At 60.4% G+C, this 26,162-nt stretch carries 21 protein-coding genes and 1 tRNA gene; 3 read left to right on the top strand and 19 right to left on the bottom strand.

Annotated elements, in window-relative coordinates:
- Nucleotides 1-45 precede the first annotated feature (45 nt).
- The 6 genes from bcor_RS02855 to bcor_RS02830 form a co-directional block, all read right to left on the bottom strand.
- Nucleotides 46-116: transfer RNA gene (locus bcor_RS02855), tRNA-Gln, on the bottom strand.
- Between the two features lie 111 nt (nucleotides 117-227).
- Nucleotides 228-1,244 (bottom strand): ribose-phosphate diphosphokinase, encoded by a 1,017-nt coding sequence (locus tag bcor_RS02850; protein WP_033489972.1) that lies wholly within the window; start codon nucleotides 1,242-1,244, stop codon nucleotides 228-230.
- A 108-nt stretch (nucleotides 1,245-1,352) separates the two neighbouring features.
- Entirely contained in the window at nucleotides 1,353-2,045 is a 693-nt protein-coding gene (gene nadD, locus bcor_RS02845; protein WP_081870409.1) for a nicotinate-nucleotide adenylyltransferase, read from the bottom strand.
- 29 nt (nucleotides 2,046-2,074) lie between these two features.
- Entirely contained in the window at nucleotides 2,075-2,665 is a 591-nt protein-coding gene (locus tag bcor_RS02840; protein ID WP_045921228.1) for a hypothetical protein, read from the bottom strand.
- Nucleotides 2,662-3,996 (bottom strand): glutamate-5-semialdehyde dehydrogenase, encoded by a 1,335-nt coding sequence (locus bcor_RS02835; protein ID WP_033497105.1) that lies wholly within the window; start codon nucleotides 3,994-3,996, stop codon nucleotides 2,662-2,664. The genes bcor_RS02840 and bcor_RS02835 overlap by 4 nt, the downstream gene beginning before the upstream one ends.
- Nucleotides 3,997-4,268: 272 nt before the next feature.
- Entirely contained in the window at nucleotides 4,269-5,576 is a 1,308-nt protein-coding gene (locus bcor_RS02830; RefSeq protein WP_033497107.1) for a serine hydroxymethyltransferase, read from the bottom strand.
- A gap of 291 nt (nucleotides 5,577-5,867) precedes the next feature.
- On the opposite strand from bcor_RS02830, the gene thrC reads away from it, so the two are divergent.
- The gene (gene thrC, locus bcor_RS02825) at nucleotides 5,868-7,358 is read left to right on the top strand and encodes a threonine synthase (protein WP_033497400.1); all 1,491 of its coding nucleotides are present in this window, start codon (nucleotides 5,868-5,870) and stop codon (nucleotides 7,356-7,358) included.
- A gap of 40 nt (nucleotides 7,359-7,398) precedes the next feature.
- On the opposite strand, the gene bcor_RS02820 is transcribed toward thrC, so the two are convergent.
- The 13 genes from bcor_RS02820 to bcor_RS02760 form a co-directional block, all read right to left on the bottom strand.
- The gene (locus tag bcor_RS02820; RefSeq protein ID WP_033497109.1) at nucleotides 7,399-8,064 is read right to left on the bottom strand and encodes an HAD family hydrolase; all 666 of its coding nucleotides are present in this window, start codon (nucleotides 8,062-8,064) and stop codon (nucleotides 7,399-7,401) included.
- 171 nt (nucleotides 8,065-8,235) lie between these two features.
- Nucleotides 8,236-10,014 carry a DNA repair protein RecN gene (locus bcor_RS02815; RefSeq protein ID WP_033497111.1) on the bottom strand — a complete coding sequence of 593 codons (1,779 nt, stop codon included), beginning with the start codon at nucleotides 10,012-10,014 and terminating at the stop codon, nucleotides 8,236-8,238.
- Nucleotides 10,014-10,937, bottom strand: coding sequence for an NAD kinase (locus bcor_RS02810; protein WP_051875628.1), 924 nt, complete (start codon nucleotides 10,935-10,937; stop codon nucleotides 10,014-10,016). Before bcor_RS02810 ends, bcor_RS02815 begins: the two co-directional genes overlap by 1 nt.
- Nucleotides 10,938-11,059: 122 nt before the next feature.
- Nucleotides 11,060-12,421, bottom strand: a complete 1,362-nt coding sequence (gene clpX, locus bcor_RS02805) for an ATP-dependent Clp protease ATP-binding subunit ClpX (RefSeq protein WP_033490830.1) — start codon at nucleotides 12,419-12,421, stop codon at nucleotides 11,060-11,062.
- Between the two features lie 160 nt (nucleotides 12,422-12,581).
- A complete protein-coding gene (locus bcor_RS02800; protein ID WP_033497113.1) occupies nucleotides 12,582-13,250 on the bottom strand; it encodes an ATP-dependent Clp protease proteolytic subunit in 669 nt (222 codons plus the stop codon).
- 7 nt (nucleotides 13,251-13,257) lie between these two features.
- Nucleotides 13,258-13,875, bottom strand: coding sequence for an ATP-dependent Clp protease proteolytic subunit (locus tag bcor_RS02795; protein ID WP_033489959.1), 618 nt, complete (start codon nucleotides 13,873-13,875; stop codon nucleotides 13,258-13,260).
- A gap of 244 nt (nucleotides 13,876-14,119) precedes the next feature.
- Entirely contained in the window at nucleotides 14,120-15,526 is a 1,407-nt protein-coding gene (gene tig / locus bcor_RS02790) for a trigger factor (RefSeq protein WP_033497115.1), read from the bottom strand.
- A gap of 49 nt (nucleotides 15,527-15,575) precedes the next feature.
- Nucleotides 15,576-16,898 carry an HRDC domain-containing protein gene (locus bcor_RS02785; protein ID WP_051875792.1) on the bottom strand — a complete coding sequence of 441 codons (1,323 nt, stop codon included), beginning with the start codon at nucleotides 16,896-16,898 and terminating at the stop codon, nucleotides 15,576-15,578.
- Nucleotides 16,899-17,034: 136 nt separating this feature from the next.
- The gene (gene pflA, locus bcor_RS02780; protein WP_033489955.1) at nucleotides 17,035-17,916 is read right to left on the bottom strand and encodes a pyruvate formate-lyase-activating protein; all 882 of its coding nucleotides are present in this window, start codon (nucleotides 17,914-17,916) and stop codon (nucleotides 17,035-17,037) included.
- A 94-nt stretch (nucleotides 17,917-18,010) separates the two neighbouring features.
- Nucleotides 18,011-20,386: a formate C-acetyltransferase gene (pflB, locus tag bcor_RS02775; RefSeq protein WP_033497117.1), complete on the bottom strand. Its 2,376-nt coding sequence runs from the start codon at nucleotides 20,384-20,386 to the stop codon at nucleotides 18,011-18,013.
- Between the two features lie 293 nt (nucleotides 20,387-20,679).
- On the bottom strand, nucleotides 20,680-20,892 hold the full coding sequence (locus tag bcor_RS02770; RefSeq protein ID WP_033497119.1) for a hypothetical protein: 213 nt from the start codon (nucleotides 20,890-20,892) through the stop codon (nucleotides 20,680-20,682).
- Between the two features lie 185 nt (nucleotides 20,893-21,077).
- On the bottom strand, nucleotides 21,078-22,760 hold the full coding sequence (locus tag bcor_RS02765; protein ID WP_051875627.1) for an NAD+ synthase: 1,683 nt from the start codon (nucleotides 22,758-22,760) through the stop codon (nucleotides 21,078-21,080).
- An 81-nt stretch (nucleotides 22,761-22,841) separates the two neighbouring features.
- Complete coding sequence (locus tag bcor_RS02760) at nucleotides 22,842-24,557, bottom strand: MFS transporter (protein ID WP_051875626.1); 1,716 nt, start codon at nucleotides 24,555-24,557, stop codon at nucleotides 22,842-22,844.
- 331 nt (nucleotides 24,558-24,888) lie between these two features.
- On the opposite strand from bcor_RS02760, the gene bcor_RS07225 reads away from it, so the two are divergent.
- Together bcor_RS07225 and bcor_RS02750 are read left to right on the top strand one after the other, a co-directional pair.
- The gene (locus tag bcor_RS07225; protein ID WP_051875625.1) at nucleotides 24,889-25,617 is read left to right on the top strand and encodes a TetR/AcrR family transcriptional regulator; all 729 of its coding nucleotides are present in this window, start codon (nucleotides 24,889-24,891) and stop codon (nucleotides 25,615-25,617) included.
- Nucleotides 25,614-25,973, top strand: coding sequence for a YccF domain-containing protein (locus bcor_RS02750; protein ID WP_033497121.1), 360 nt, complete (start codon nucleotides 25,614-25,616; stop codon nucleotides 25,971-25,973). The genes bcor_RS07225 and bcor_RS02750 overlap by 4 nt, the downstream gene beginning before the upstream one ends.
- Nucleotides 25,974-26,162 lie beyond the last annotated feature (189 nt).

Genomic DNA, 26,162 nt, shown 5'->3' with positions numbered 1-26,162 from the left:
CGACCCCTTAAGGCCGTCTCCGACCGGAAAATCGGCGAGCGTAAGCTCCCCCACCTGGATTCGAACCAAGACTAAGGGTTCCAAAGACCCGTGTGCTGCCATTACACCATGGGGGAAGGGCGGAATCTAGCGACCCGCCAGGTTTTATTATGCCACAGACCAGCGATTGCGGCACGCCCGGTACAGACCGGGCGCCGTCCGGAACAGCCGAGTCGTCCGAGACCCTCTCAGGCGAAGAGGAATCCCTGACCGTGATGGGCAGGGTAGGTATCAAAGAGCTTGGCGACCGAGCCGTCCTCGAAGACCGCCCTGATGGCCGAGGACAGGAGCGGGGCGATGGAGAGCACCGTCAGTCCGTCCCAACGCTTTTCGGAAGGAATCGGAACCGTATCGGTCACGACCACTTCCTTGGCCTGGCAATCGCGGAGCCTCTGCACGGCAGGGCCGGACATGACGCCGTGGGTGGCCACGATGGTGATGGAGTTGGCGCCGGCATCGCGAAGCACGTTGCAGGCCTCGGCAATGGTGCCACCCGTATCGATCAGGTCATCGACCAGGACGCAGTCCAGTCCCTTCACCTCGCCGACCACACGGTGTGCCACGGCCTTGTTGGGCTGGGTCACATCACGGGTCTTGTGGATGAAGGCCAGGGGAACGCCCCCCAGTCGCTGGGCCCACTGCTCTGCCACACGGATGCGGCCGGCATCGGGAGAAACGACGGCAACCTTGGAGAGGTCCATCCGGTCGCGGACGTAATCCACCAGTACAGGCATGGCAATCAGGTGGTCCACCGGGCCGTCGAAGAAACCTTGGGACTGGGACGCATGCAGGTCCACCGACATGATTCGGTCAGCACCCGCAGCCTTGAGGAGATCGAACATGAGACGGCAGGAGATGGGTTCACGACCAAGGTGCTTCTTGTCCTGGCGCGAGTAGCCCAACAGGGGGCATACGGCGGTGATGCTGCGTGCGGAAGCACGCTTCAGGGCATCAATCATGATCAACTGCTCCATGATTGACTTGTTGATGGGATCGGCATGGCTCTGGAGAACGAAGACATCCGCTCCTCGCACCGATTCCGTATACCGTACGTACATCTCGCCGTTGGCGAAGTCGTAGGCCGTGGTCTCAAGAACATCGATGCCGAGTTGATCGGCCACATCCGCAGCAAGCTTCGGGTGGGTTCTACCCGTTACCAGTATGAGATTTTTGCCTGGTCTGCCTTCGAGGATTGCGCTCACCATATCTCCAAACGTTGTTGTCGCTGAAGCGGACAGGACCCATGATAATCGCGCACACTGACACTATCGGTAATTCGTGTTGCCCGGACCCGTTGCGCCCCTGACATGCCCTCAATCCGTTTCGGTCTCGCCGCCTCTGTGTCTGTAGAGCCCGTGCTTGTTGATGTACTGGACAACCCCATCGGGGACCAGATACCAGACGGGCATGTCCTTCACCGATCGGCGACGGATGTCCGTGGAGGAGATGGACAGAGCGGGGATCTCCAACATATCGACCTTATGATCGGGCACGTTCAGGGCGGGCAGGCTGGACGAGTACCCCGGTCGGGATACGGCCACGAAGTGGGCGAGATCCCACATGGTATCGGCATCCTTCCAGCGCATGATCTCGGCAACCGCATCAGCCCCGGTGATGAAGAAGAGATCGCTGTCGGGCCTCAGCCGCTGGATATCGCGGAGGGTGTCAACGGTGTAGGTGACACCCGGTCGGTCGATATCGACCCGGGAAACCGTGAATTTTGGATTGGAAGCCGTGGCTATGACCGTCATCAGATATCGGTCCTCGGCATTGGTCACGGCCTTGTCGAGCTTGAACACAGGCCGCCCGGTAGGCACGAAGATGACTTCGTCCAGGTCATAGACCCATGCCACCTCCGAGGCGGCGACCAGGTGCCCATTATGGATCGGATCGAAGGTTCCGCCCATGATCCCAACCCTGGTCCTCTTACCCGGCTCGGGAACATCGGTATGAAGCCGGGTAGGGTCCGTCGGCCCTGGCTGGTCAATCTTGGACAAATCGGACATTCTGCGGTCCCCGTCCGACTTTCCCGGATTCACCTGGCATCACCAGCCCCGTGCCCATCACCTGCTGATTCGCGGTTTTCCTGCCTGACAAGGGAGGCGTTCTCCTCCCTCTCGGCAATGACCTCCTCCTTGAGCTGCTCGGCACTGGGACTGACCCGATCGGAACCGATACGTTCCATATCGGCGTCCCATTCCTCTTGCACAACCCGCCGAATCTCGGCGAAGGTCGGCAGGGGAAACTCGGGCTGGTAGGCGCGGCGCACCTGTGCCACGCATTGGGTGATGATGACCAGGGAGGCCGCCAGATCGGCTATCTTCCCGTCCTGTTCCTGATTGCGGAAGGTAGGGACGTGATCCTCCATGACCGTAATCTGACGACGGACCTCGTTGAGCTCCTCCTCATTCAGATCATGTACCTGATCGGAATCCTCATCCGGCCAGCCAATCAAGACAGCATCGGCGTATTCAAGGCATGCCCGTTGCTCGGCATCGGGAATGCCGTCCTCTATCTGAACCAGGAAGACATATCTGAGTATGCTGAGCCGCTCTGATGCCACCCGAAGCCATATACGCGGATTGTCACGCTCTTGGCAGAACAGTTCCTCAACCTCTTCATTCACGGGCGCACCTGCCCCCTTCCGTAACCGACCCACTTGGTAGTTGTCAACTCCTGCAGGCCCATGGGGCCTCGCGCGTGGAGCTTCTGGGTGGAGATGCCGAGTTCGGCCCCCATTCCGAACTGGCCTCCGTCGGTGAACCTGGTCGATGCATTGACCATGATCACAGCAGAGTCCACCCGTTTGGTGAATTCCTCGACAGCCTCATAGTCCTCAGCCAGAATTGCCTCGGTGTGACCTGTGGAGTACCGGTTGATGTGATCGATGGCCTCGTCGAGGGAATCGACCACCTTGACCCCCATCTTCATATCCAGGTACTCGGTCCCCCAGTCCTCGGACTCCGCCTCCCGGAGCAGTTCCGGGGGTAGGTCGACTCCCTCGCCGCCATTGCCGGCGCCACGGGAACAGAGGATGTCCATGGAAACCGTATCCAGACGAAGTTCCACCTGGGCGGTGGTCAGGGCACGTGCAATACGGGGAAGGAAGTCAGCAGCCACATCGCGGTGGACAATCAGCTTTTCAGCGGCGTTGCAGACACCGACCCGTTGGGTCTTGGCGTTGACGATGACCGGGATGGCCTTGTCCAGATCCGCCGACCTGTCCAGATAGATATGAACGTTACCTGCACCGGTCTCGATTGTCGGTACCGTTGCCTGGGAGACGACGCTCTGGATTAGATCCTTACCACCGCGCGGAATCAGGAGGTCGATATGACCGCGGGCCTGCATCAGGGCCTGAGCACCCTGCCGGCCGAATTCGTCGACCGAGGCAACCAGGGACGGGTCCAACCCCTCTTGCTCCAATACCCCGCCAATCAGATCGACCAGGACCCGGTTGGTTCGTTCCGCCGCATGACCGCCACGCAGAAGAACGGCATTGCCGGATTTCAGGCAGAGGGAGACAACATCGATGGTTACGTTGGGGCGGGCTTCATAAATCATGGCTACGACCCCAAGAGGCACCCTGACCTGGTTGAGCCGCACACCGTTGGGCATTTCATGCCCCTGCACCAGGCTGCCAAGAGGATCTGGAAGGGCGGCCACCTGACGAACTCCCCTGGCGGCCGCAGCCACCCTGATCGTGTCCAGACGCAGCCTGTCAATCAGACCTGCCGACATGCCGGATTCGAAGGCTTCATCCAGGTCGGATCGATTGGCTGCCTCGATATCGCCAGCCGAGGCGATGAGGGCATCCGCCAGGGCCATAAGCAGGGCGTTCCTGGCCTCGCCATCCATCAGGGCCAATCCGGTCTGGGCCTGGGCTGCCCTGTCCGCCATGGCACAGATCCTGGCAGAGATATCCGACTGACTCAGGGAGGTCTGCTGATCACTCATCCTGTGGTCCTCTCGCAATCCAGGGCCGGGGCCCAATCTGGCTATTGCTCCGATTGTAACCCTGACGGCACGGTTGCCCGACTTTCCCACCCGTGGCACCCGTCACAGGAAGGCAGTGATTCCTTGAATCCCGAGAGGATGAATGAGTGGGGTTCCCCGATTACCTGCCCCGGCGAAGCGCCAGTCCCCGCCCACTGAGACAGCAGGAAGACCCGGCCAAGTCACGACCAGGTCTTCCAGTTACCGGGAATCGATGATTCCGAGTCTTCCAATCAGTGGGTCTGTTCGAGCCCGGGGTAAAGCGGGAACTCCTCGACCAGACGGTCCACGCGAGCCTTGAGGGCATCAACGTCGGCGTTCTTGCCTTGAGCAAGGGCGGTACCGATCACGTCGGCCACCTCTTCATACTGTGCGTCGCCGAATCCTCGGGTGGCCAGTGCCGAGGTGCCGATGCGCAGACCCGATGCCACGGAGGCCGGACGCGGGTCGAAGGGAACCGTGTTCCTATTGACCGTGATGCCGACGCGCGCCAGAAGGTCCTCACCCTGTTGACCATCCATTTCGCTGTCGCGCAGGTCGACCATGACCAGATGAACGTCCGTTCCACCGGTCAGGACGGTGATTCCATTTGCCGCCACATCGGGAGCCATCAGTCGCTCTGCGAGAATCTTGGCCCCATCCAGGGTGCGCTGCATGCGCTGCCTGAACTCGGGGGTTCCCGCCAGCTTGAAGGCGACGGCCTTGGCTGCGATGACATGCATGAGGGGCCCACCCTGGTTACCGGGGAAGACGGCGGAGTTGATCTTCTTTCCGTATTCCTGCTTGGCCAGGATGAAGCCTGAACGTGGCCCGCCCAGGGTCTTGTGGGCCGTGGAGGAGACCACATCTGCGTAGGGAACCGGACTCGGATGCAGTCCGGCTGCCACCATACCCGCAAAGTGGGCCATGTCCACCCAGAACTTGGCACCGACCTCATCGGCTATCTCTTTCATGGCCTTGAAATCCTCGATACGGGGATAGGCACTCCAGCCGCCGATAATCAGGGCCGGATGGGCTTCCTTGGCACGCTGACGGATTATCTCAGGATCGATGCGATAGGTCTCGGGGTTGACCCCATAGGCCTCAGCCCGATAGAAACGTCCTGAGAAGTTGATCTTCATGCCATGGGTCAGGTGACCGCCATGGTCCAGGGCAAGACCCAGGACGGTATCCCCCGGCTTGATCAGCGCCTGATAGACGGCGGCGTTGGCCTGGGCGCCGGCATGCGGTTGCACGTTGGCGTATTCGGCGCCAAAGAGCTCCTTGGCACGGTCGCGGGCCAAGGTCTCGACCTGGTCGACCCACTCACAACCGCCGTAGTACCGTCTTCCGGGATATCCCTCTGCGTACTTGTTGGTTAACACGGAACCCTGGGCCTGCAGAACGGCCTTGGGGACGAAGTTCTCGGAGGCGATCATCTCCAGTCCGCCACGTTGACGGTCCAACTCGCAATCCAGCAACCGGGCGATCTCAGGGTCGACCTGCGAAATCGAAGAGTTGAAGGCATCGTTTGATCGCTGTACCAGATTCTCTTCGACCATAGGTCTCTCCTTTTGTTTGACGCACAGCCACACGTATTCAAGGCTGGTTGGCAATACTGTACGCTGGACACCTTAACGGAATCGCCATTTCTCCTCGAATCTGTCCACATTATGAACCCACCTCTTGGCAGGCAGGAGCCTATAAAGCCCTGTCCGGCCTTGAACGAACAGGGTTGCGGCCCTTGGCCACAATAGGGCTTCCCGACCTTACCCAGGAATAGAATTGTGATGTACCTCCTTGTATTTCAAGGCGGACCATCAGGAGAGACCAGGGCGGAAGGGCACTACCGCATGAAGGTATTCCACAGCACACGCAGCACAGAACAGACCGTGACCTCCAAGCAGGCCATTCGTCAAGGAATCGCCCCGGACGGCGGTCTCTTCGTCACCGATCAACTGGCATCGATCCAGGTCGACCCAGCCTGCCTGGCCGGGCAGACCTACCGGCAGACGGCAGCCAGAATTTTGGGGCTGCTTCTGGATGACTACACGGCCGATGAACTGGACCGGTCGATTCGGGCAGCCTATGGCGAACAATGGTCCACCCCCGCGATCACCCCACTGACCCAGGTGGGCGATGACTATGTGCTCGAGCTCTTCAACGGCCCGACTTCGGCCTTCAAGGATGTGGCCCTCCAGATACTGCCCAGACTGATGAGCCAGGCCCTCCCCCAGGGAGACGACGACCAACGAATCATGATTCTGACGGCAACCTCGGGCGACACCGGCAAGGCTGCCCTGTCAGGATTCGCCGACACCCCGGGCACGGGCATCACGGTCTTCTACCCGGAAGGCAAGGTCAGCCAGGTACAACGGCTGCAGATGGTCACCCAGGCAGGTTCCAACGTTCGTGTCTGCGCCGTCCGAGGCAACTTCGATGATGCCCAGTCAGCCGTCAAGACCATCTTCGCCGACCGGGAGCTGGCCTCCACCTTGGCAAACGGAGCCGGAACCGCCCTGTCATCGGCCAATTCGATAAACGTGGGTCGTCTGGTCCCCCAGGTCGTCTACTACTTCCATGCCTACGGTTCCCTCCTTGATCAGGGTGCCATCAAGGCCGGGGACCCTGTGGAGTTCTTCGTGCCCACCGGCAACTTCGGAGACATCCTGGCTGGTTACTACGCCAAGATGATGGGGTTGCCGGTGGAACGGCTGACCGTTGCCTCGGATCGGAACAAGGTCCTGTCGGACTTCCTGACCTCCGGAGTGTATGACAGGAACCGCCCCTTCTACACCACCACCTCCCCCAGCATGGACATCCTCATCTCCTCCAACCTGGAGAGGATGCTCTACTACATGTCTGACGGCGACACGAAACTGATCGCCTCCCTGATGGAAGACCTCGCCACTACCGGCCGATATCAGGTCCCGTCCGGCCTCCTGAGACGAATCCAGTCCCTCTTTGCATGCGGCTGGGCCGATGAAGACGAGGTGTCTGCAGCGATACACGATTGCTGGCAGGACCACAACTATCTGATGGACCCCCATACTGCCTGCGGCTACCATGTAATGAACCGCAGGCACCGCCGCGACGGCATCCCCCGCATCCTTCTTTCGACCGCAAGCCCATACAAGTTCCCCCGTGTGGTCGGACAATCACTGGGGCTTGCCACCCAAGGCAGCGACTTCGCCTGCATGGATGTCCTCTCTGATGCGACCCACACCCAGGCACCGTCCAACCTGCGCAACCTGGAAACGGCCAAGGTTCGCTTCACGGACTGCATAGATATCGCGGAAATGCCGGCATACGTTCGCCGTGCCGCCATGGAAATGAACAGCTAGGGAACCCACCTGCCAGGACGCAGAGAGGAAGCAGCTTCTCTCAAAGTCGGAGCGGTGCCTGGTTGAAATCGCGAATGACTCCATCCGCTTCCTTGCGGATACGTTCCCAATCCCCTTGGGAGGATGCATCAAACATGGCCCAGACCTGCATTCTTACCGACTTTGCCGTACGGACAGCGATGAGTATATCCTCGAAAACCGTACAATCTTCAGGAGCCACACCGAGGTTCTTCGCAGTATAGAGGAAGATGTCGGGGCGTTCCTTGCCTCCAAGACCGGCGTCATCGACACTGCATACCACATCAAAGCAGTCCCTGATGCCTGCATGCAGCAGGGCGGCATCCCTCAATCTGGGTGCCAGGCTGGTCGCAACGGCCAAGTTGGCCCCGGTGCTGCGCAGGTGATGCAGGTACTCGAGTGCGTGCGGTTTCGTCCGGACCTGGTTCGCATACAATTCCTCTGCCGTATCAGTCCATTCCCGCATCAGGTCCTCTCTGTCCTCATCCAAGGAGAATCGCCTGATGGTGTAGTCGGCTATATCGCCTGACTGCATGGCCGCCACCGCATGGGCATAGTCGGGCGGCATGGAGATGCCACGGCGTTCGAAGAACAGCCTGTCCACTTCCTTCCAGACCCCCATGGAGTCCAAGAGGGTGCCATCCAAATCGAAAATGGCGCCCTTACCCTCATTGACGAGCTGTGTCATCACTACCGATCACCTTCCCGAGTTGTAGATCTGCGGCAGCCACTACAGGTTTGCAGGATGTTTGAGATTCTCTATGCAGGCGGATCTCTGGCTAATCCAGGTCACCCGCAAGACCGCTGGAGTGGAAAAGGCAGGTCACCCACCGGTTCCAGAGGCCTGACAGCGATTACCTCACAAGCGACTGGATACAAGAAGCTCCCGCGCATGTTCCAAAGAGGTCGTCGATTCGCTTCCCGACAGCATTCGTGCTATCTCACGCTGCCTGGTTTCGCCGGCAACCTCATCTACGACGGTTTCCACTCCCCCGGACTGGCCGTCATGCTTGGACACGACAAACTGGGCATCGGCCCAGGAAGCCACCTGAGGCAGGTGGGTGACCACAATCACCTGGGATGTGACCGCCAACCTGGCCAGGCGACGACCGAGCTCAACAGCGGCACGTCCTCCCACGCCGGCATCCACCTCATCAAAGATGAACGTCATGGATTCCCGCATGGCCTGATTCTGGTTCGGCAGAACATCCCCGCCTCCATCCGAGGCCTGGCCATTACCCGCACCGGGCTTCATGCCGGCCGTCCTTGCTTCAGCCGCCACCAGTTCCATGGCCAGCATCAAACGACTCAACTCACCACCCGAAGCACTCTTGCCCATAGGCAACTGGGGCGATCCCGGATAGGGGGTGAAGAGGAAGGATATGTCATCCAGTCCATGCTGGTCCAAGGCATCGTCGTCTTGCTGAACGACCTTGACCTCCAGGCCAGCCCCTGCCATTGCCAAGGATTCCAGCTCTTCGGAAACCCTGTCGCCCAGGGTATGACCTGCTGTGGCCCGGGCCCGGGAAAGTGCTCGAGCCGCCTTCAGGGCGGCATCCCTGTCATGGCTGCACTGGTCCTGCAGCTCCTGGAGCTTCTCAGGCGAGGCATCCATGTCTTCCAGATCCAACCGGGACTTGTCTCTCCAGGCCAGCACGTCATCTATGGTGGGGCCCCACCTCCTGGTCAGCTCTCCCAGGTCGTGAATCCGGGCATTTATCTTGTCCAGATCCCCCTCTTGAACCTCATCATCCATCTCACTGCTGAGGGTGAAGACCAGGTCCGACAGGTCCGTGTTCATTGAACGCAACCGTCGGGCGCTCTCCTGGAAGACGCCACCAATCCCGATTCCTTCCAGGGCTGATATGGCCTGCTCCAGCAGTCCCGACACCGACGGACCGTCACCGTCCGGATCCACCTGGGCGGCATCCAAGGCACCCAGGGCCATCCTCAATCCCTGGCTTATCTGGGCAGCATGTTCAATCCTGTCACGCTGCTGGTGAAGGTCCTCGTCCTCACCGGGATGGGGGTCAACCTGGTCAATCCTGTCGATGGACTCACGTAGGTAATCGGCCTGGGCCGCCAGACCTGCCTCCTGATTGCGCAGGGAATCAAGACGCTTCCGGCTGGACTGATAGCTGGACCAGGCCAGCCGAAACTCGGCCAGTTCGTGCTCATCCTGGGCATAGGCGTCCAGAAAATCGCGCTGACGACCGGGATTGGCCATCCTCATCTGATCAGTCTGCCCATGCACGGTGACCAGGTCGGAGGAAATCCCCTCCAGAAGTGACCGAGGGGCAGACCTCCCGTTGACGGCTGCCCGGGATCTCCCTCCGACGGGTATCGAGCGGGAGATGAAAACCTGACCATCATCTTCGGCAGGCAGCCCCGCCTGATCGATGATTCCAAGTACCGGCGCCCCCTCTTCCTGGGTGAATATGCCCTGCACCCAGGCCTCTTTGCTACCCGGTGACACAAGGTCACCCCTGGCCGGAACCCCGGAAAGCAGCCTTATGGCGTTGAGCAGCATGGACTTCCCGGCCCCGGTTTCACCGGTGATGGCCGTCATGCCGGTCGCAGGCTTCAACAGGGCATGATGGATCGGACCCAGATCACGGACCTCAAGCTCCTCCAACATCAGCGCCTCCCCTCAGATTGCCCTGGACCCGCGCCCCGCTGATTGGGCTTATGCTGCTCACGCCAGCCGACCACAGGCAGGTCGAACTTGGAAACCAGACGTTGGGTGAAGGGAACCCCGGAAAGACGCGCCAGACGCAGGATGTCTTCGGATTGGCGGACGACCACCCTTGACCCCGTGGGCACAAGCCGCTGCCTGCGACCGTCATTGCAGATCCATCCCGCGGACTGGGAGTCGTCAAGAACATCCAGGGTAAAGCGCGAATCCGGTCCGATGATGAGTGAACGGGCAAAGAGGGCGTGAGCCGCAATCGGCACCATTTGAAGGGAGTTGGCGTCGGGCCAGATGATGGGGCCACCCACAGAAAAGGCATATGCCGTGGACCCAGTGGGCGTGGACACAATCATCCCGTCGCACCCGAAGGAGCTCATCTCCACATCGTCAACCCGAACTGATACCTCAATCATCTTGCCCCGGTCGTAACGTTCGAGGGTCATATCGTTCAGGGCCCAGTCAGATATGGGCTCATCGACCCCGGGCAGCCACAGATCCACGTGAGCCAGCATCCGCTCGTCTATGGAGTAATCATGATCGGCCACCCGTCGGATGGCCTCGCCTATCTGGAAGCTCTCGAACTCCGCCAGGAAACCCACGTGCCCCGTATTGACACCGAGAATGGGGACCTTGGTGCCCTTGACCAGTTCGGCGGCACGAAGTATGGTCCCATCTCCGCCAAGAACGATGACGATTTCCGTATCATCGCTGACCTGCTGAGAGCCTTGCCCGAACTCTGGAGCCTCGATATTGTCTATGATGTCAACCTGGAACCCATCGGTCTGAAGCTGCTGGACCGCCTCATTGACCAGATTGCCACTGGAGCGCACACGTCTGTGCGTGACCACCACGGCATTTCGTTTGCCCATGGGCGTTCCTTCCGAAGACACCATTTGCGAACTGAGACGGGCATCCTATGCGGGACCCGCCTGTGTCCGCACCGGTTACCATCCTATCCGGCCCGGTCAACCGGGCACCCCGACCATTCCGATCAGCTCTTGCGACGACCGGTCCTGCCCGTCCCACCCTGTTCCATCACATACTGGGGGGGCCGCCTGCCTTCCACCGCGTCGGCATCGACCAGAACCTTGGTCACATCCTGCCGGTCGGGAATCTCGAACATGGCCCCTTCCAGGATCCTCTCGATGATGCCACGTAGTCCTCTGGCCCCCACACCGCGCTCCAGGGCGATCCCAGCCACCCGGTCCAGTGCCTCATCGGTGAATTCCAGATCCGCCCCATCATCCAGGAACATGCGGCGGTACTGGTTGACCAGGGCATCGTCGGGTTGCGTCAGGACCTGCTTCAGCTGGTCTACGGTAAGCGGGCGCAGGGTCGTCACCACAGGCAGGCGTCCGATGAACTCCGGGAGGAGTCCGAACTCCTCCAGGTCGTCGGCACTCACCTCCCCCAGGATGTCCTCATCCGCCACCCGCTTCTCCTGCTCCCTAGCGGCGGAGAACCCGCTCTCATGCACCCCCAAACGCCTACGGACGATATCATCCAGCCCCACAAAGGCTCCACCGCAGATGAAGAGTATGTCACGGGTGTTCATCTTGACCGTCTTGATCTCACCATGCTTACGGGTCCCCTCAAGGGGGACGGAGGCCATGGTCCCCTCGATCACCTTGAGCAGGGCCTGCTGGACCCCTTCTCCCGACACATCCCGGGTGATGGAGGTGTTTTCGCCCGATTTGCGGGCGATTTTATCGATTTCGTCGATATAAATGATGCCGTGCTGTGCACGGTCAAGGTCACCGTTGGCTTCCTGCAGGAGGCGCTGTAGGACGGTCTCCACATCGTCTCCCACATACCCGGCTTCGGTGAGTGTGGTGGCGTCGGTGATGACAAAGGGAACATCCATGATTTTGGCCAGGGTCTGGGCCAGGTATGTCTTCCCCACCCCCGTAGGGCCAAGAAGCAGGATGTTGGACTTATCCACCTGCGCATGCAGGGCAGGGTCCTCGTCCTGGCCCGCAGGCTCACTGCTCGGACCTTTGAGCGTCATGGCGCTCCGGCCACCATCCCCCGCAGTGGTCTGGAGATCGTTCAACTCCAGGTTGACTCGTTTGTAGTGATTGTAGACCGCCACCGAGAGGGTCCTCTTGGCGGAATCCTGACCAATCACATACCGGTTCAGATAATCGAATATGCGACTGGGCACCGGCAGGGACTTCCTGTCCTTGGCGGCATCCTTGGCCTGGTCCTCCTGGATGATCTGCGTGCAGAGTTGGATGCACTCGTCGCAGATGGCCGACGAAGGGCCCTTGACCAAACGACGCACCTGATGCTCGTCCTTGCCGCAGAACTCACATCTGCTCAGGCCGTCGTTATAGCTGACCACTCGTCCCATTCTCAACCTTCCCGTCGAATCGGTAAGGACCCGCAGAAATCCCACCGTCATATTTCATGATAGGCCCTGCCTGCCTCCAGGATATGAAAAATCCCCGACCTGCCCATCTTCATAGACCAGTCGGGGAATTGCCCTGCCCGGAAACCGGGTGGGACCGAATCTACTTGCGGTGTTCCAGAACCTCGTCCACCATGCCGTAGTCCTTGGCCTCCTGGGCCGTCAGGATCGTGTCGATTTCGATATCCTTGCGAATCTTCTCGACAGGCTGGCCGGTGTGCCTGGAAAGGGTCTCTTCCAACCAGGTCCGCATACGCAGCATTTCCTTGGCCTGAATCTCTATCTCCGTGGCCTTGCCGAAGTCCTGTTCCATGGCCGGCTGGTGAATCAGCACACGGGCATTGGGCAGAATCAGCCGCTTGCCCTCGGCGCCGGCAGCCAGGAGAATGGCGGCGGCCGATGCCGCCTGCCCAAGGCAGACGGTCTGCACGTCGGGCTTGATGTACTGCATGGTGTCATAGATGGCCGTCATGGCAGTCATGGAGCCGCCGGGCGAGTTGATGTAGATAATCACATCGCGATTGGGATCCTGGCTTTCCAGGACCAGCAGCTGGGCCATGATGTCGTCGGCGGAAGTGTCGTCGACCTGAACGCCCATGAAGATGATTCGATCATCAAAGAGCCTGGTGTACGGATCCTGACGCTTATACCCGTAAGGGGTGCGCTCCTCGAACTGAGGAAGCACGTACCTGCTCTGAGGCATGGCCGCAAGGCCGCGGGGACCAGCCAGACGCTGGGCCCGTGCCACGAATTTCGCTTCTTCTGATGCCATGAAAAGCTCACTTCCCTCCCTGGGCACCCATGGTACCCGGGGTTGTTACGATCTTGTCGACGAAGCCGTATTCCAGGGCCTGCTGGGCTGTGAACCAGTGGTCGTACTCGTTATCGCGGTAAATCTCCTCCACGGTGTGACCGGTCTGCTCTGCGGTCAGCTCCGAGAGAGTCTTCTTCATATCCATGATCAACTCTGCATTGATCCTGACATCGGTGGCCGTACCACCCACACCGCCCGAGGGCTGATGCATGAGAACCCTTGCATGCGAGGTGACGAAACGCTTGCCTTTGGCTCCGCTGGACAGGAGGAACTGCCCCATGGACGCTGCCATGCCAACCGCAACCGTGGCCACATCGGGCTCGATCAGCTGCATGGTGTCGTAGATGGCCATGCCGGCAGTGATGGAACCGCCTGGCGAATTGATGTAAAGCCAGATGTCCTTCTTGGGATCCTCGGCCGCCAGCATCAGCATCTGAGCGCAGATGACGTTGGCATTGGTGTCCTTAACCTCATCGCCCAGCCAGATGATCCTGTCCTTCAACAGCCTGTTGAAGATGGGGTCCGCAGGTGCAGCGGCCTCCCCCTCTTCCATGACAGGGCTGGTTGCAAGTGTATTGCTCACCGTGTCTCCTTCGATAAACGTGTCATGCCTTAGAGCCTAGCGCCCACAACCGACGCTTGGGGGAACTTCCGCTCTTTGCGCAACCATGGAAGGGCTAGGCCGGTCTACGGAGAATCCCTGGAGAGCGGCCGCAACAAAAAGGACGCCCGGCGACAATTCGCCGGGCGTCCTCTGATCAAACGGTCATATCACAGTAGGTCCGCAACCGCTCCTGAGAGCAGGTCCGACCCGCCGGATGAAGACGTCAGTCCTTGTTTTCCGCCTCTTCGGCCGAACCTGAATCCGAGAGTTCGTCGGCCACAGCGGCAGCGGCGGAAGCAGCCTGGACGCTCTCGTCCTGGTCTTCCATGGACTGTCCGTCCTCTTCATCACCACCCAGGAAGCGGGTCAGATCGACCTCGTTCCCTTCGGGATCCTTGAAGGTGACGGCACGCATGCCGGCGAGCATACCCTTGGAACGTCCGACCTCCTGAACGGCAGAACCCAGCTGACCGTTCTGGACGATGGAGTTGATGAAGGCGGAGGGGTCCATGCCGTACTGCTGGGCAATCGAAGCCAGGAAGTTGGTCACATCCACCTGGCTGACACTGACCTCCATCTTTTCGGCCAGGGCATCCAGGGTCATCTGGTCACGGAGTTCCTTCTCGACGTTCTTTTCGGCCTCGGCCTTCTCGTCCTTGGTGGCCTTCTCGGAATCCTTGCCGGTGTTCTTGAGCTGATCGGCGACCATGTTGGCCTTGATGCCCTTGGGGACCGGAATTTCCAGGCCGTCCTGAAGCTTGGCGATGAAGGCATCGCGGGCGTCGGTTGCCTGGCGGCCCTCGGCGTCGATCTCGCACTGCTTGCGCACATCGGCCTTGAGCTCTTCCAGGGTGTCGAACTCGGAAGCCTCCTGGGCGAACTCGTCATCCAGCTCAGGCAGCTCCTCGGCCTTTACCGAGTTGACCTTGACCTTGATCTGGGCCTTCTCGCCCTGGTGATCGCCGGCCTCCAGGGTGCCTTCGAAGGTGGTCTCCTCACCAGCGGAGAGGCCGTCAAGGGCCTCATCCAGACCATCGAGCATGGTGTTGGAACCCAACTCGTAGCTGATGCCCTGCTGGGAATCCACAGACTCCCCGTCGATGAGGGCATCCAGGTCAATGCTGGCGAAATCACCCTTCTTGGCGGGGCGATCCACGCTGACCAGGGTGCCGAAGCGCTGACGGAGGTTGTCCAGACGCTTGTCGACATCCTCATCGCTGACTTCGGGCTTGGGGACTTCAATCTCCATGCCGTCCAGGTCGGGCAGGTCGAACTTGGGGCGAATCTCCACCTCCGCGGTGAACTTCAACTTGGTCTCGTCCTTGGCGGACTGGGGAACATCCTTGACATCAATCTGCGGCTGGTCCATGGCGTGGAGCTTCTTCTCCGCCAGGGCCTTGGAGTAAATCTCGGGGACGCCGGCATTGATGGCTTCGCCTGCAACGCTGGCGAAACCGACACGCTGGTCGACGATGGGGCCGGGCACATGTCCCTTGCGGAAGCCGGGGATGGTGACCTGCTTGCCGATCTCCTTGCGGGCCTGGTCCAGGTACGGGTCCAGCTCCTCCGAATCGACGGTGATTGTGAGCCTGACCTTGGTGGGCTCGAGGTTCCTGACGCTGATTTTCACGCTGCGCTCCAATTCATCAAAACCGTTTGATCTGCCAGTAAGGCAACCGTTACATGATAGCGCGACTTAGGGACTCTGACAGGAGGGAAACCTGCCAGGGCCTGGCGCCCTGCTCTTCGAGGAAGTCGGCCACGTCCCTTTTTCCGGGCTCATCGGTCCAGCAGAGGTTACGCAGGTACTTGGGCTTTATCAGAACATCGACCGGGGTATTGGTTTCCTGCCCTATCCTGGCCACGGTCTTCCGAGCCGCTTCGAGCCTCGCCATACGCTCCGGATGGCGCTGCCGCCACACCTGCATGGACTTGGGGGCGTTGTTCTGGTCCGCCTGCGGTTTAGGCCCTACGGGGAGTTCATCAGCAGGCAGATCGAGCGCCTCCAAGATGGTCTCCCTCCAGACCTTCGGCCGAACCTTGCGCTGAATGGGAGCGTACCGTTCGAACATTCTGTCCTGCTCCCCACCCGCATGGATCCTCACCCGCTCATTCAAGGAGCGGATGGCACGGAACTGGGCGGCATTACGTGGTTTCGCCTGGGCGGCGGCGATGATGGACCTGTCGGTGAGGAGAAGGCTGGGAGCGATGTCATACTCCCTGCCCAGTTCCTCGCGCTTGGTCCATAGGGCCCTCGCAACAGCCAGGCCGCGTCGGTCCTTGCGGAGGGTACTGATCTGCGACAAATGCCGCCAGGGTTGCTCAGGTCTGGGCTTGCGCTGTGACCGCTTGTCCAGCAGCCAGACGAATTCCTGCCGGGCCCATTCTTCCTTGCCCTGCCTTTCCAGCTCCAGCAGCATGCGCTCACGCAGGGGAACCAGAAGCTCCACATCCAGGGCGGCGTAGTTGCGCCAATCCCTGGGAAGGGGGCGGTGCGACCAGTCGGCGGCGGAGTGTTCCTTGGCCAGGGAGAGACCGAGGAAGTGCTCGGTCACCGCAGAGAGACCGAAATGCCGGAGGTTCAGCATTCGCGCGGTCAACTCCGTATCGAACAACGATGAGGGCTTCATGCCCAGGTCGTGGAAACCGGGAAGATCCTGAGGTGAGTCATGGATGATCCACTGGGCACCATCAACGGCCCGGTTGAAATCGTCCCAGTCACATCCTGCACGGTTCAATGCCTGAGGATCCAGAAGGAAGATATCCGATGACCCGCGCTTGAACTGGACCAGGTAATCATCATGTCCATAGCGAAAACCCGAAGCCCGCTCGGCATCGGCAGCCAGAGGGCCGCGTTCCTGGGAGAGTTCACGGCATGCCCGCGCAAACCCCTGCGCATCATCGATGACCGGTGGGACACCACCCCTGGGTTCGGCCAGCAACCGGGCTGGTTCGGCGTCTGACTCTCCTTGACCTGGACGCTCTTCCTGGCGACCGGTCATGTCCTGCCGACGGGCACTATCCTCCATACCTGTTCTCTTTCCGGAGGTGCCTCACCCGGGTCCCTCGCACGGCAGAAAGCATAGCTCAACAAGAGGGCCCCGGCCAACTTCCCGGCCGGGGCCCTCCGTCATCTCATCAGTAGACCACGAAACCATGGGCTTCGAGCTGCTCGGTCACACGCTTCTTCAGTGAGGCCGAGGGGCCCTTGGCATCCTCCAGGGGGTAGGGTATGCGCAACTCATGCCACTTGGGTCTTCCCAATTGGTGGAAGGGCAGAACGTCGATGTGCTCGATGGCATCCTTGAACTGCTCACATACCTCGGCCACCTTTTCGACGTTCTCCTCCGAATCGGTCAGGCCGGGGACCAGGACGAAACGTACCCAGATCTTGCTGCCCCGCTCTGCCAGCCTCTTCCCAAAGGCGATTGTCGGAGCCAGCGTGCCTCCGGTGACCTCCTTGTATGTCTCCTCGTCACCCGACTTGACATCCAGAAGGCACAGATCGATGTCGTCTATCATGTCGTCCGTGTAGTTGCGGTTGAGGAAGCCCGAGGTGTCGAGACAGGTGTGGACACCCATCTCCTTGGCTGCACGGAAGACACGAGATACGAAGGCGGCCTGCATCATCGATTCGCCCCCACTGAAGGTGATGCCCCCGCCCGTCGCCTTGAAGAGGTCCTGGTAGCGCGCCACCTTGTCAATCATGGCCTGGAGGTACACGGGCTGACCGTCACGCATCTTCCAGGTATCGGGATTCTGGCAGTACTGACACCTGAGCGGGCATCCGCTCATGAATACGGTCATCCTGGTTCCGGGACCATCCACCGACGTATTGATGTCCCACGAATGCACAAATCCGATATCGCCCGTGCGCAAGGCCGCCATCCGGTCGTGCCGGTCCAGCCCGATGGGTGATTCGAATCCCGATAGTCCACCCATCAAAGTCTGGCTCTGGTATACCTTGGACTCCTTGAGCATGTGCGGCTGGGTGGTATGGAAGGTCATGGTATCCGTCATTGGAACCTCCTGATTACGAATTTGAAAGGGGCGGGGTGTCTTCCCCGCCCCCTTCGGCTCACCGTCTTTCAACGGATAGGACCACCGATGTCAATCAGTCGGTCACTGCTCCCTGATGGAAGGTGCGGGAGATCACATCGAGCTGCTGCTCGCGGGTCAGCTTGACGAAGTTGACCGCATAGCCCGAAACGCGCACGGTCAGATGCGGGTACTTTTCAGGATGCTCGACTGCGTCTTCAAGTTGCTCCTTGCGCAGGACGTTGATGTTGGCGTGATACAGACCGTGGCCATTGCCGGCATCCAGGATGCCCACCAGGTTGTTGATCCGTTCGTCCTCATCGCGGCCCAGGCCGTCAGGGGTGATCGTATTGGTCAGCGAGATGCCGTCGAGGGCATCGTCGTAGTCGATCTTGCCGACGGAGAACATGGAGGGCAGCATACCGTGGGAATCCATGCCGTTCTCGGGGTTCGCACCAGGGGCATACGGGGTGCCCTTCTTGTGGCCCGAGGGGAAGGAACCGGTGTTCTTGCCATACTCCACGTTCGAAGTGATGGTCAGGATGGACTGGGTGGGGACGGCGCCACGGTAGACGGGCAGGCGCTTGATCTGACCCATGACCGTGGAGACGGCCCACTTGGCCAGGTCGTCGGCGCGATCGTCGTCATTGCCGTAGACAGGGAACTCACCCACGGTCTTGTAGTTGACGATCAGGTCATCGGCAGCACCTTCGACATACTCCGGTGTACCCTCGGCATCCTTGTTGTAGATCGGGTAGACCTTGGCGTACTTAATGGCAGCCAGGGAGTCGGCCGCAATCGACAGACCGGACATACCGCAACCGAGGGTGCGGTAGACCTCCTTGTCGTGCAGGGCCATCTCGATGGACTCGTATGCATACTTATCATGCATATAGTGGATGATGTTCAGAGCCTCGACATAGGTCTCGCTCAGCCACTGCAGGGCCTTCTCGTAGTTGTCCTTGACTTCCTGGAAGTCCAGGGAGCCGTCCTCCTTGGGGGTGACGGGCTTGATGACACCCTCGTCGATGACCTGCATTCCGGTCATCTCATCGCGGCCACCGTTCATGGCGTAGAGCAGGGCCTTGGCCGAGTTCACACGCGCACCGAAGAACTGCATCTGCTTGCCGACCCTCATCGGAGAGACGCAGCATGCAATGGCGGCGTCGTCTCCCCAGTGGGCGCGGATGTCCTTGTCGGACTCGTACTGGATGGCCGAGGTGTCGATGGAGATACGGGCGCAGAAACGCTTGTAGCCTTCAGGCAGCTTCGGATCCCAGAAGATGGTGATGTTGGGCTCGGGGCCGGGTCCAAGGTGCTCCAGGGTCAGGGTTGCCAGCAAACGGAAGGAGGTCTTGGTGACCAGCGGGCGGCCGTCATCGCCGAAGCCTGCATCCGACCAGGTCGCCCAATAGGGGTCTCCGGAGAAGATGTTGTCGTAGTCCTTGGTACGCAGGAAGCGGACGATACGGAGCTTCATGACGATGTTGTCGACAATCTCCTGGGCATCCGTCTCGTCGATCAGGCCGCTCTGGAGGTCGCGCTCGAAGTAGATGTCGAAGAATGCGGACAGACGGCCGATGGACATGGCCGCACCATCCTGGCTCTTGACGGAAGCCAGGTAGGCCATGTAGGTCCACTGGACGGCCTCCTTGGCATTCTGCGCAGGACGGCTCAAGTCCAGACCGTATTCCTGCCCAAGCTTCAGCAGCTGCTTCAGGGCCTTGATCTGCTCGGAGTGCTCCTCGCGGAAGCGAATCCAGTGCTCGATCTCTTCCTCGGTGAAGTCGTTGCGGTAGGGAATCGAATCCTTGTCGGCCTTCTTCTGGGCGATCAGCTCATTGATGCCGTACAGGGCCACACGGCGGTAATCGCCGATGATGCGGCCACGACCGTAAGCATCAGGCAGACCTGTCAGAATCTTGTTGTGGCGGGCCAGCTTGATACGGCGGGTATACACGTCAAAGACGCCGTCATTGTGGGTCTTGCGATACCGGGTGAAGATCTTCTTGACCTCGGGATCGGGCTCCTTGCCGGCCTCCATGAGGGCCTGCTCAACCATGCGCCAACCTCCGTTGGGCATCATGGCGCGCTTGCAGGGAACATCGGTCTGCAGGCCTACGATGACGTTGTCCTGCGTCTCGTCAGCCGACTTGCCGTCGATGTATCCGGCGGGGAAGGCGTCGATTCCGGCAGGCGTGTGGGTGTCTACATCATAGATGCGCTGCTTGCGCTCAACGGCAAGGAAGTTGTCGTCGAGGTAGTTCCACAGGAACTTGGTCTTCTCGGTGGCAGGCGCCAGGAAGGATTCGTCTCCGGTGTAGGGGGTGTAGTTTTCCTGAATGAAGTCTCGGACGTCGATGTTCTTTTTCCAGTCTTCACCCTTGAAGCTGTCCCAAGCCTTGGCTTGCAGCTCCTCGGGAGAGACTGATGTGGTCTCAACTGCTGTCATACTCAACTCCTTGTTGATATGTCAATGGCGCTTCCTCACACCACTGTTACCACCAAGTATAGAGTTGGCGTCATTCCCGAAAGTCAGCCAGGGACGTGAGCTTTGTCACATTGAGCAAGCCGTTCTTGAAGATATGCGGAAATGGGCTTGCATCCGCCGCCAAGACCTACGCAACGAGCCCATGACATGCGCGGCAGGAGCGTTCCATCCACTCAGTCGGCGACGGAGATGGCGAGAGCCGAAACACAGTAATCAGCGGAGACTCCCCTACTCTTCCCATTCCTGATACCTCTCTATAAGGAGTCCGGGTCCCCCTCCCACTCCTGGCGCCAACGTCGGTCTTCCTCTTCCCAGGCCTTGTTGCGCTTTTTGGCGATTTCCCATGCATTGAGAGCTTCCTCGTAAGACTGATAAGGACCCATCCTGCGGTCGGCAGGTGACTGTTTGCCCAGCTCAGGCTCGCCCGTCACCGTGTTGAGAAACCACTCTGGCCTCCGCTCCGACATGATTGCCTCCTGGACATGATTCCTGTCACCGCATGCCGCCGGACCTGGTGGTGTCATGCAGCCGTATCCTGCGAGCGCCTACCAGCTCCGGTCTTCACAGCGGAAAAGACGAGGCCCCAGCAAAGGGGGATCCTTACTTCGCCATGCCGAAACCGAATCAAGCGGACTCGGTTTCGCCCTCGATGTCACTCCCTGAAAGCGTTGGTGATCGGGAGGCGACGATCCCGACCAAAGGCAAGCGATGTCACCTTGGGACCCAGGGGGTACTGACGCCTCTTCCACTCGGCCCGATCCACCAGACGCATGACCGTATTGACGGTCTCCGGGTCAAAACCGTCGGCCAAAAGGTCCTCGCGGCCGTGGGCCTTCTCGATATACGCCTCCAAGACACGGTCCAGAAGGGCATAATCAGGCAGGGAATCAGAGTCCTTCTGGCCCTCTCGCAACTCGGCCGAGGGCGGTTTGAGGATCGAATTGGCCGGAATGGGTTCAACCTGCCCCTGGCGCCTTGCCTCCTCATTGCGCCACCTGGACAACTCCCAGACCCTGGTCTTCAGAAGGTCCTTGATCGGAGCGTACCCGCCCACAGCGTCTCCGTAGATGGTCGAATACCCACAGGCGAGCTCGGACTTATTGCCGGTGGCCAGGGCCAGGAGGTTCCTGGAATTGGAATAGGCCATGACGATGACACCACGTATGCGGGCCTGTATATTCTCTTCGGCCACACCTTCCAGGTGCAACTCCTCCTGGAAGGCATCGAATTCGGGGCCGATGGCCTTCACCTCGTAATGCAGGCCCAGCCGCTGGGCCAGGTCGGCCGCATCGTCACGAGACCCTTCGGAGGAGTACCGGCTGGGCATGGAGATGCCCCATATGTTGGAGCCACCGCAGGCATCGGCGGCGATTGTGGCCACCAGAGCCGAGTCAATCCCCCCGGACAGTCCCAGACAGACCCCCGTGAAATGGTTCTTGACCATATAGTCCCGCAGACCGAGCACACAGGCCCGGTAGATTTCCTCATCTCCGGGAAGATCACCGATCAGGGCGGACTTGGACCGGGCAGCCGTCTCCCCCGCAACCCCCGATTCCGGCAGGGTCCAGTATCCCAGGTGCTCTATGAACTGGGGGGATCGTTCCAAGAGGGCACCGTCGGCACCTACCACGAAGCTCCCGCCATCGAAGACCAGGTCGTCCTGCCCTCCTACCTGATTGACATAGATGACCGGGGCATCAACCTGGCGAGCGCGCCTGGCCGCCAGATCGCGACGCACATGTCCCTTGCCCTCCTCGAAGGGGGAACCGTTGATGGTCACCAGGAGGTCAATGCCCTCTTGGGCCATCTCGCTGATGGGCCCGCCCTCCTGCCAGATATCCTCGCAGATGGCCAAACCGATACGTCGGCCTTTGATGTCGAGAATGACGCTCTCCTGGCCGGGAGTGAAGATTCGATATTCGTCGAAGACCCCGTAGTTGGGCAGGAAGTGCTTGTCATACCCGGCCCACACCAGACCGTCGTGAAGGACCACCATCCGGTTGCGCGGCCTGTCCTGTTCCCGGTCCGTGCCGACGGTACCGACGATGACGTATAAACCACCCAGCCCCTCATCCTGGAGACCCTTGGCCAACTGGTCGGCCTTGGACCAGGCTGCCCTGCGGAAAGTCGCCCGGAAGGCCAGGTCCTCGATCGGATACCCCGTCAGGGTCATTTCGGGGAAGACCACCAGATCGGCTTTCTTGGAGGCGGCTTTGCGGCAGTACTCCATGATTTTCGCCGCATTGCCGTCCAGGTCACCCACGCAGGTATCAATCTGAGCCAGGGCCACCAGGAGGGAGCCGTCGGATGAATGGTCGTGTTCTTCTATACCCATACTGGCGATTCTAAACCGAAAGCGGTGCCAGGCAGGGAAACCGCGCGTGATTCCCTGGTCGATTCCCCTCGCACAGCCCTGTCAGACCCGGTCGGCACCGGCCTTGCGTGCCGCCTGCCGCACCTTGATCGAGGCCACCAGACCCACCAGAAGGAGCACCCCCGCGAAGGCCATGGACAGTTGGGCCCCCTGGGTGAATCCTCGTGTCAAAGCTTCTGTGACTTGGGGTCCCAGCACGCCGAGTTGCCCCTTGGTGCCCTGCATCCTCATGGAGGATATGACATTGCCCGCCGATGACCGCACCGACTGGGTCAATCCCTGGGCAACACCGGTTGGCAGGCCGGGGATCGCCCCCAAGTGAGCCGGCATGACCATACCCACGGCGGCGGAAAGAACGCTGCCGGAAACAGCCGCCCCAAGGGCGGTGCCCCACTGTCGAATCGTCGACTGGGTGGCGGAGGCCTGGCCTGACTGGGCAACGGGTACGCCGGACAGGACCAGGCTGGTCAGCTGAGCGGACGCAAAGCCCAGGCCCGTCCCATAGATGACAAGGGTCACCAACATGGTCCAGAGAGGCATGGAGTCGCGCATGAGCAGGACCGAGGCGGCAACGCCGAGAATCTCCATACCCAGACCAAGCTGGACCGTACCGCCTGCCCCCAGACGAGCGGAGACCAGCCGGGCAAGCCCGCCGGAGACCACAGACCCCAGAGCCATGATGCCCAGGACCGATCCTGCCTGAAGAGGGCTGAGGCCACGGGCATTGATCATATAGAGGGGCAGGATGAAGATGACGGCGAACTGGCCTGCATTGATGATGGCCGCCGTCAGGTTTCCCCAACCGAAGGTACCGATGGTGAACATGGACACATCGAGGACAACGATACGGTCCTGCCTCTTGCGGCGAAGCTCCACCAGGGCAAAGCCGACCAGTAGGACCAATCCCAGGACCAGGCTGATCGGCACCAGTGATACTGGCGCGCTGTTCGACCAGACCAGCGGACCCAGGACCAGGGTGGACGCAGGCCTGACCCAGCCATAGGTCTGTCCCTCAATCAGGGCAAAGACAACAAAGGCCGAACCCAAAGCCGACAGGAGGATTCCCTCCCAGTCGCGGAGCAGACCGAAACGGTCGGCGGATCCCGCCGGCGACGACTTGGTCTCGGGTACGAAGGCCATCGAGGCGAGGATGACAACCAGCCCCAAGGGAAGATTGACCAGGAATATCCAACGCCAGCCAATCGTAGAGGTGAAGAGACCACCCAGGAAGGGTCCGACTGCTGCGGCACCGGACATGACGGCCCCCCAGACACCGAAGGCCGTGGCTCGGTACTTGCCTCGGAAGGTGGCCGACACCGATGAGAGGGTTGACGGCATGACCAGGGAGCCGCCTATGCCCTGGACGACACGTGCCATCAGAAGCCAGGACCCGCTGGAAGAGGTTGCCGCAAGAAGGGAACCCAGAATGAAGATGACGGTCCCGACCTGGAGCATCCGCTTCCTGCCGATCATGTCGCCCAGTCGTCCGGCGGGCAAAAGGAGGGCGGCCAGGACGATGCTGTAGAGTGCTGTGACCCACTGCGCCTCGGTCATGGTGATGTGGATGGCATTGATAATGGCCGGTATCGACACATTGACGATGGAAGAGTCGAGAACAATCATGGCCAGCCCCAGGGCCAGCACCCAGAGCGCCTTCCAGGGCGGTTTGCCTGCGCTCGCCTCCCCTACCGGATTCGTCCGTGCTTCTGTTGCGGCCCGGGTCCGCTCCCCCTCGTCGCCCTGATCTCGTCGGGTCATCCGACACCCCCTCATTGTCTGCCACCGGGAATCTTATGCGCTGATGTCCATTCAGCATCCCGATAACTCGTCTACGGACTTTTGAGACTATACGTCGCAAAAATTTCCCTGGCAAGCAGCGAGGCGGCAATCGCCAACAGCGGAACGGAAGAATCAGGACGGGGAATCGGGGCAGCATCGCAAAACGGCACCAACAAGCTGAGGCAACCAAGACCCGATGTCCACCAGCCGAAGTTGAGTCCATACACCCGGAGCCATATGATTCTTTGCAACGGGAAGAATCGCGGCCATATGCGATCGCATCATGCAGGAGCACAACCCCAGGAGGATCATGCCCAAGATCGAGGAAGCCAGTCTGGACGAGCACCGTTCCAGGACGCTCTCGCGCATCCTCACGGCAACCGAGCGGATACTCAGAACCTCTGGCCGGCGTGGTCTGACCATGGCCGCAGTCAGCAGAGGGGCAGGCATGGCGAGGAACTCCCTCTACCGGTACGCTGCCGACACCGACCAGCTCTGCGACATGGTCCTGGAGGCCCACCTGCCCGTCTGGTCCACGTCCCTGACCCAGGCCCTGAGTCAGGCGCACACGCCACAGGAGATCATCCTTGCCTGGACTCGGACCAACCTGATCCAGGCCGGCCATCACGGTCACAGTTGGCTGATGAACCTCTACGCCGACAGCAATGACACCCAGTTCCGAGACTCCTTTCTGTACGGGCAGCCCATCACACCCGACCAGAAGAAGACGGGCTCCACGGATAGGACCACGGGTGCCATGGTGGTCTTCCACCGTCAGGTGAACCAGCCCCTGATTGATGCCTGGCAGTCACTGCGGCCAGGAGATGCCCGGACCGGCGTGGAGGTCACCAGAGGCATCGTCCAATCCGGCATGCGACTGATTGACGCCTTGACTATGGAGGGCGGAAAACCCAGCCGCGACAAGGTCTCACGTATCGTCGAAGACATCACGGAATCCACGCGGGCCGTGATGGAAACCCTGTCCGTAGAACAATCACGGCCACATCAGAGGGACCGGGGCAAGGACAACCTCTCATGAGATTCCTGGGCAACATCATCTGGCTTCTTCTGGGCGGTCTGGCAATCTCACTGTGCTGGGCCCTGATCGGCATCATCCTCTGCTTCACAATCGTCGGCATTCCGCTGGGCGCACAGGCTTTCAAGATGGCCGGGCTGACCCTGTCGCCCTTCGGCCACTCAGTCACCTATCAAGGGCGGTTCGGATCCGCACTGGCCAATCTGCTATGGCTGGTCCTGGGTGGCTGGTGGTTGGCCCTGTCATACTTCGTGGCAGGCCTGATCAACCTCGCCACCATCGTCGGAATACCCTTCGGCATACAGTCTTTCAAGATGGCGAAATTGGCCTTGATGCCCTTCGGCGCCGTCATCCGCTGAACCAGGCGGAATCGCCAGGGCTCTGCGACAGCCCAACCCCCTCCCCTTCCCCTCTCGTCGAAACCGTACAAGGCGGAGCAATGAGCACACTTGGCCTTGCGGTCGTTGGCCTGCCCGAAACGAGAAGGACATTCGATTGAACAGGTCGCGCACCTGGGCTATGCGTCGGGCAGTCATGAAAGAATAAGA

This window comes from Bifidobacterium coryneforme (assembly GCF_000737865.1).
GTDB classification, from domain to species: domain Bacteria; phylum Actinomycetota; class Actinomycetes; order Actinomycetales; family Bifidobacteriaceae; genus Bombiscardovia; species Bombiscardovia coryneformis.
The sequence above is the reverse complement of the archived record's forward strand: the minus strand, read 5'-3'. Positions and strand labels throughout refer to the sequence as shown.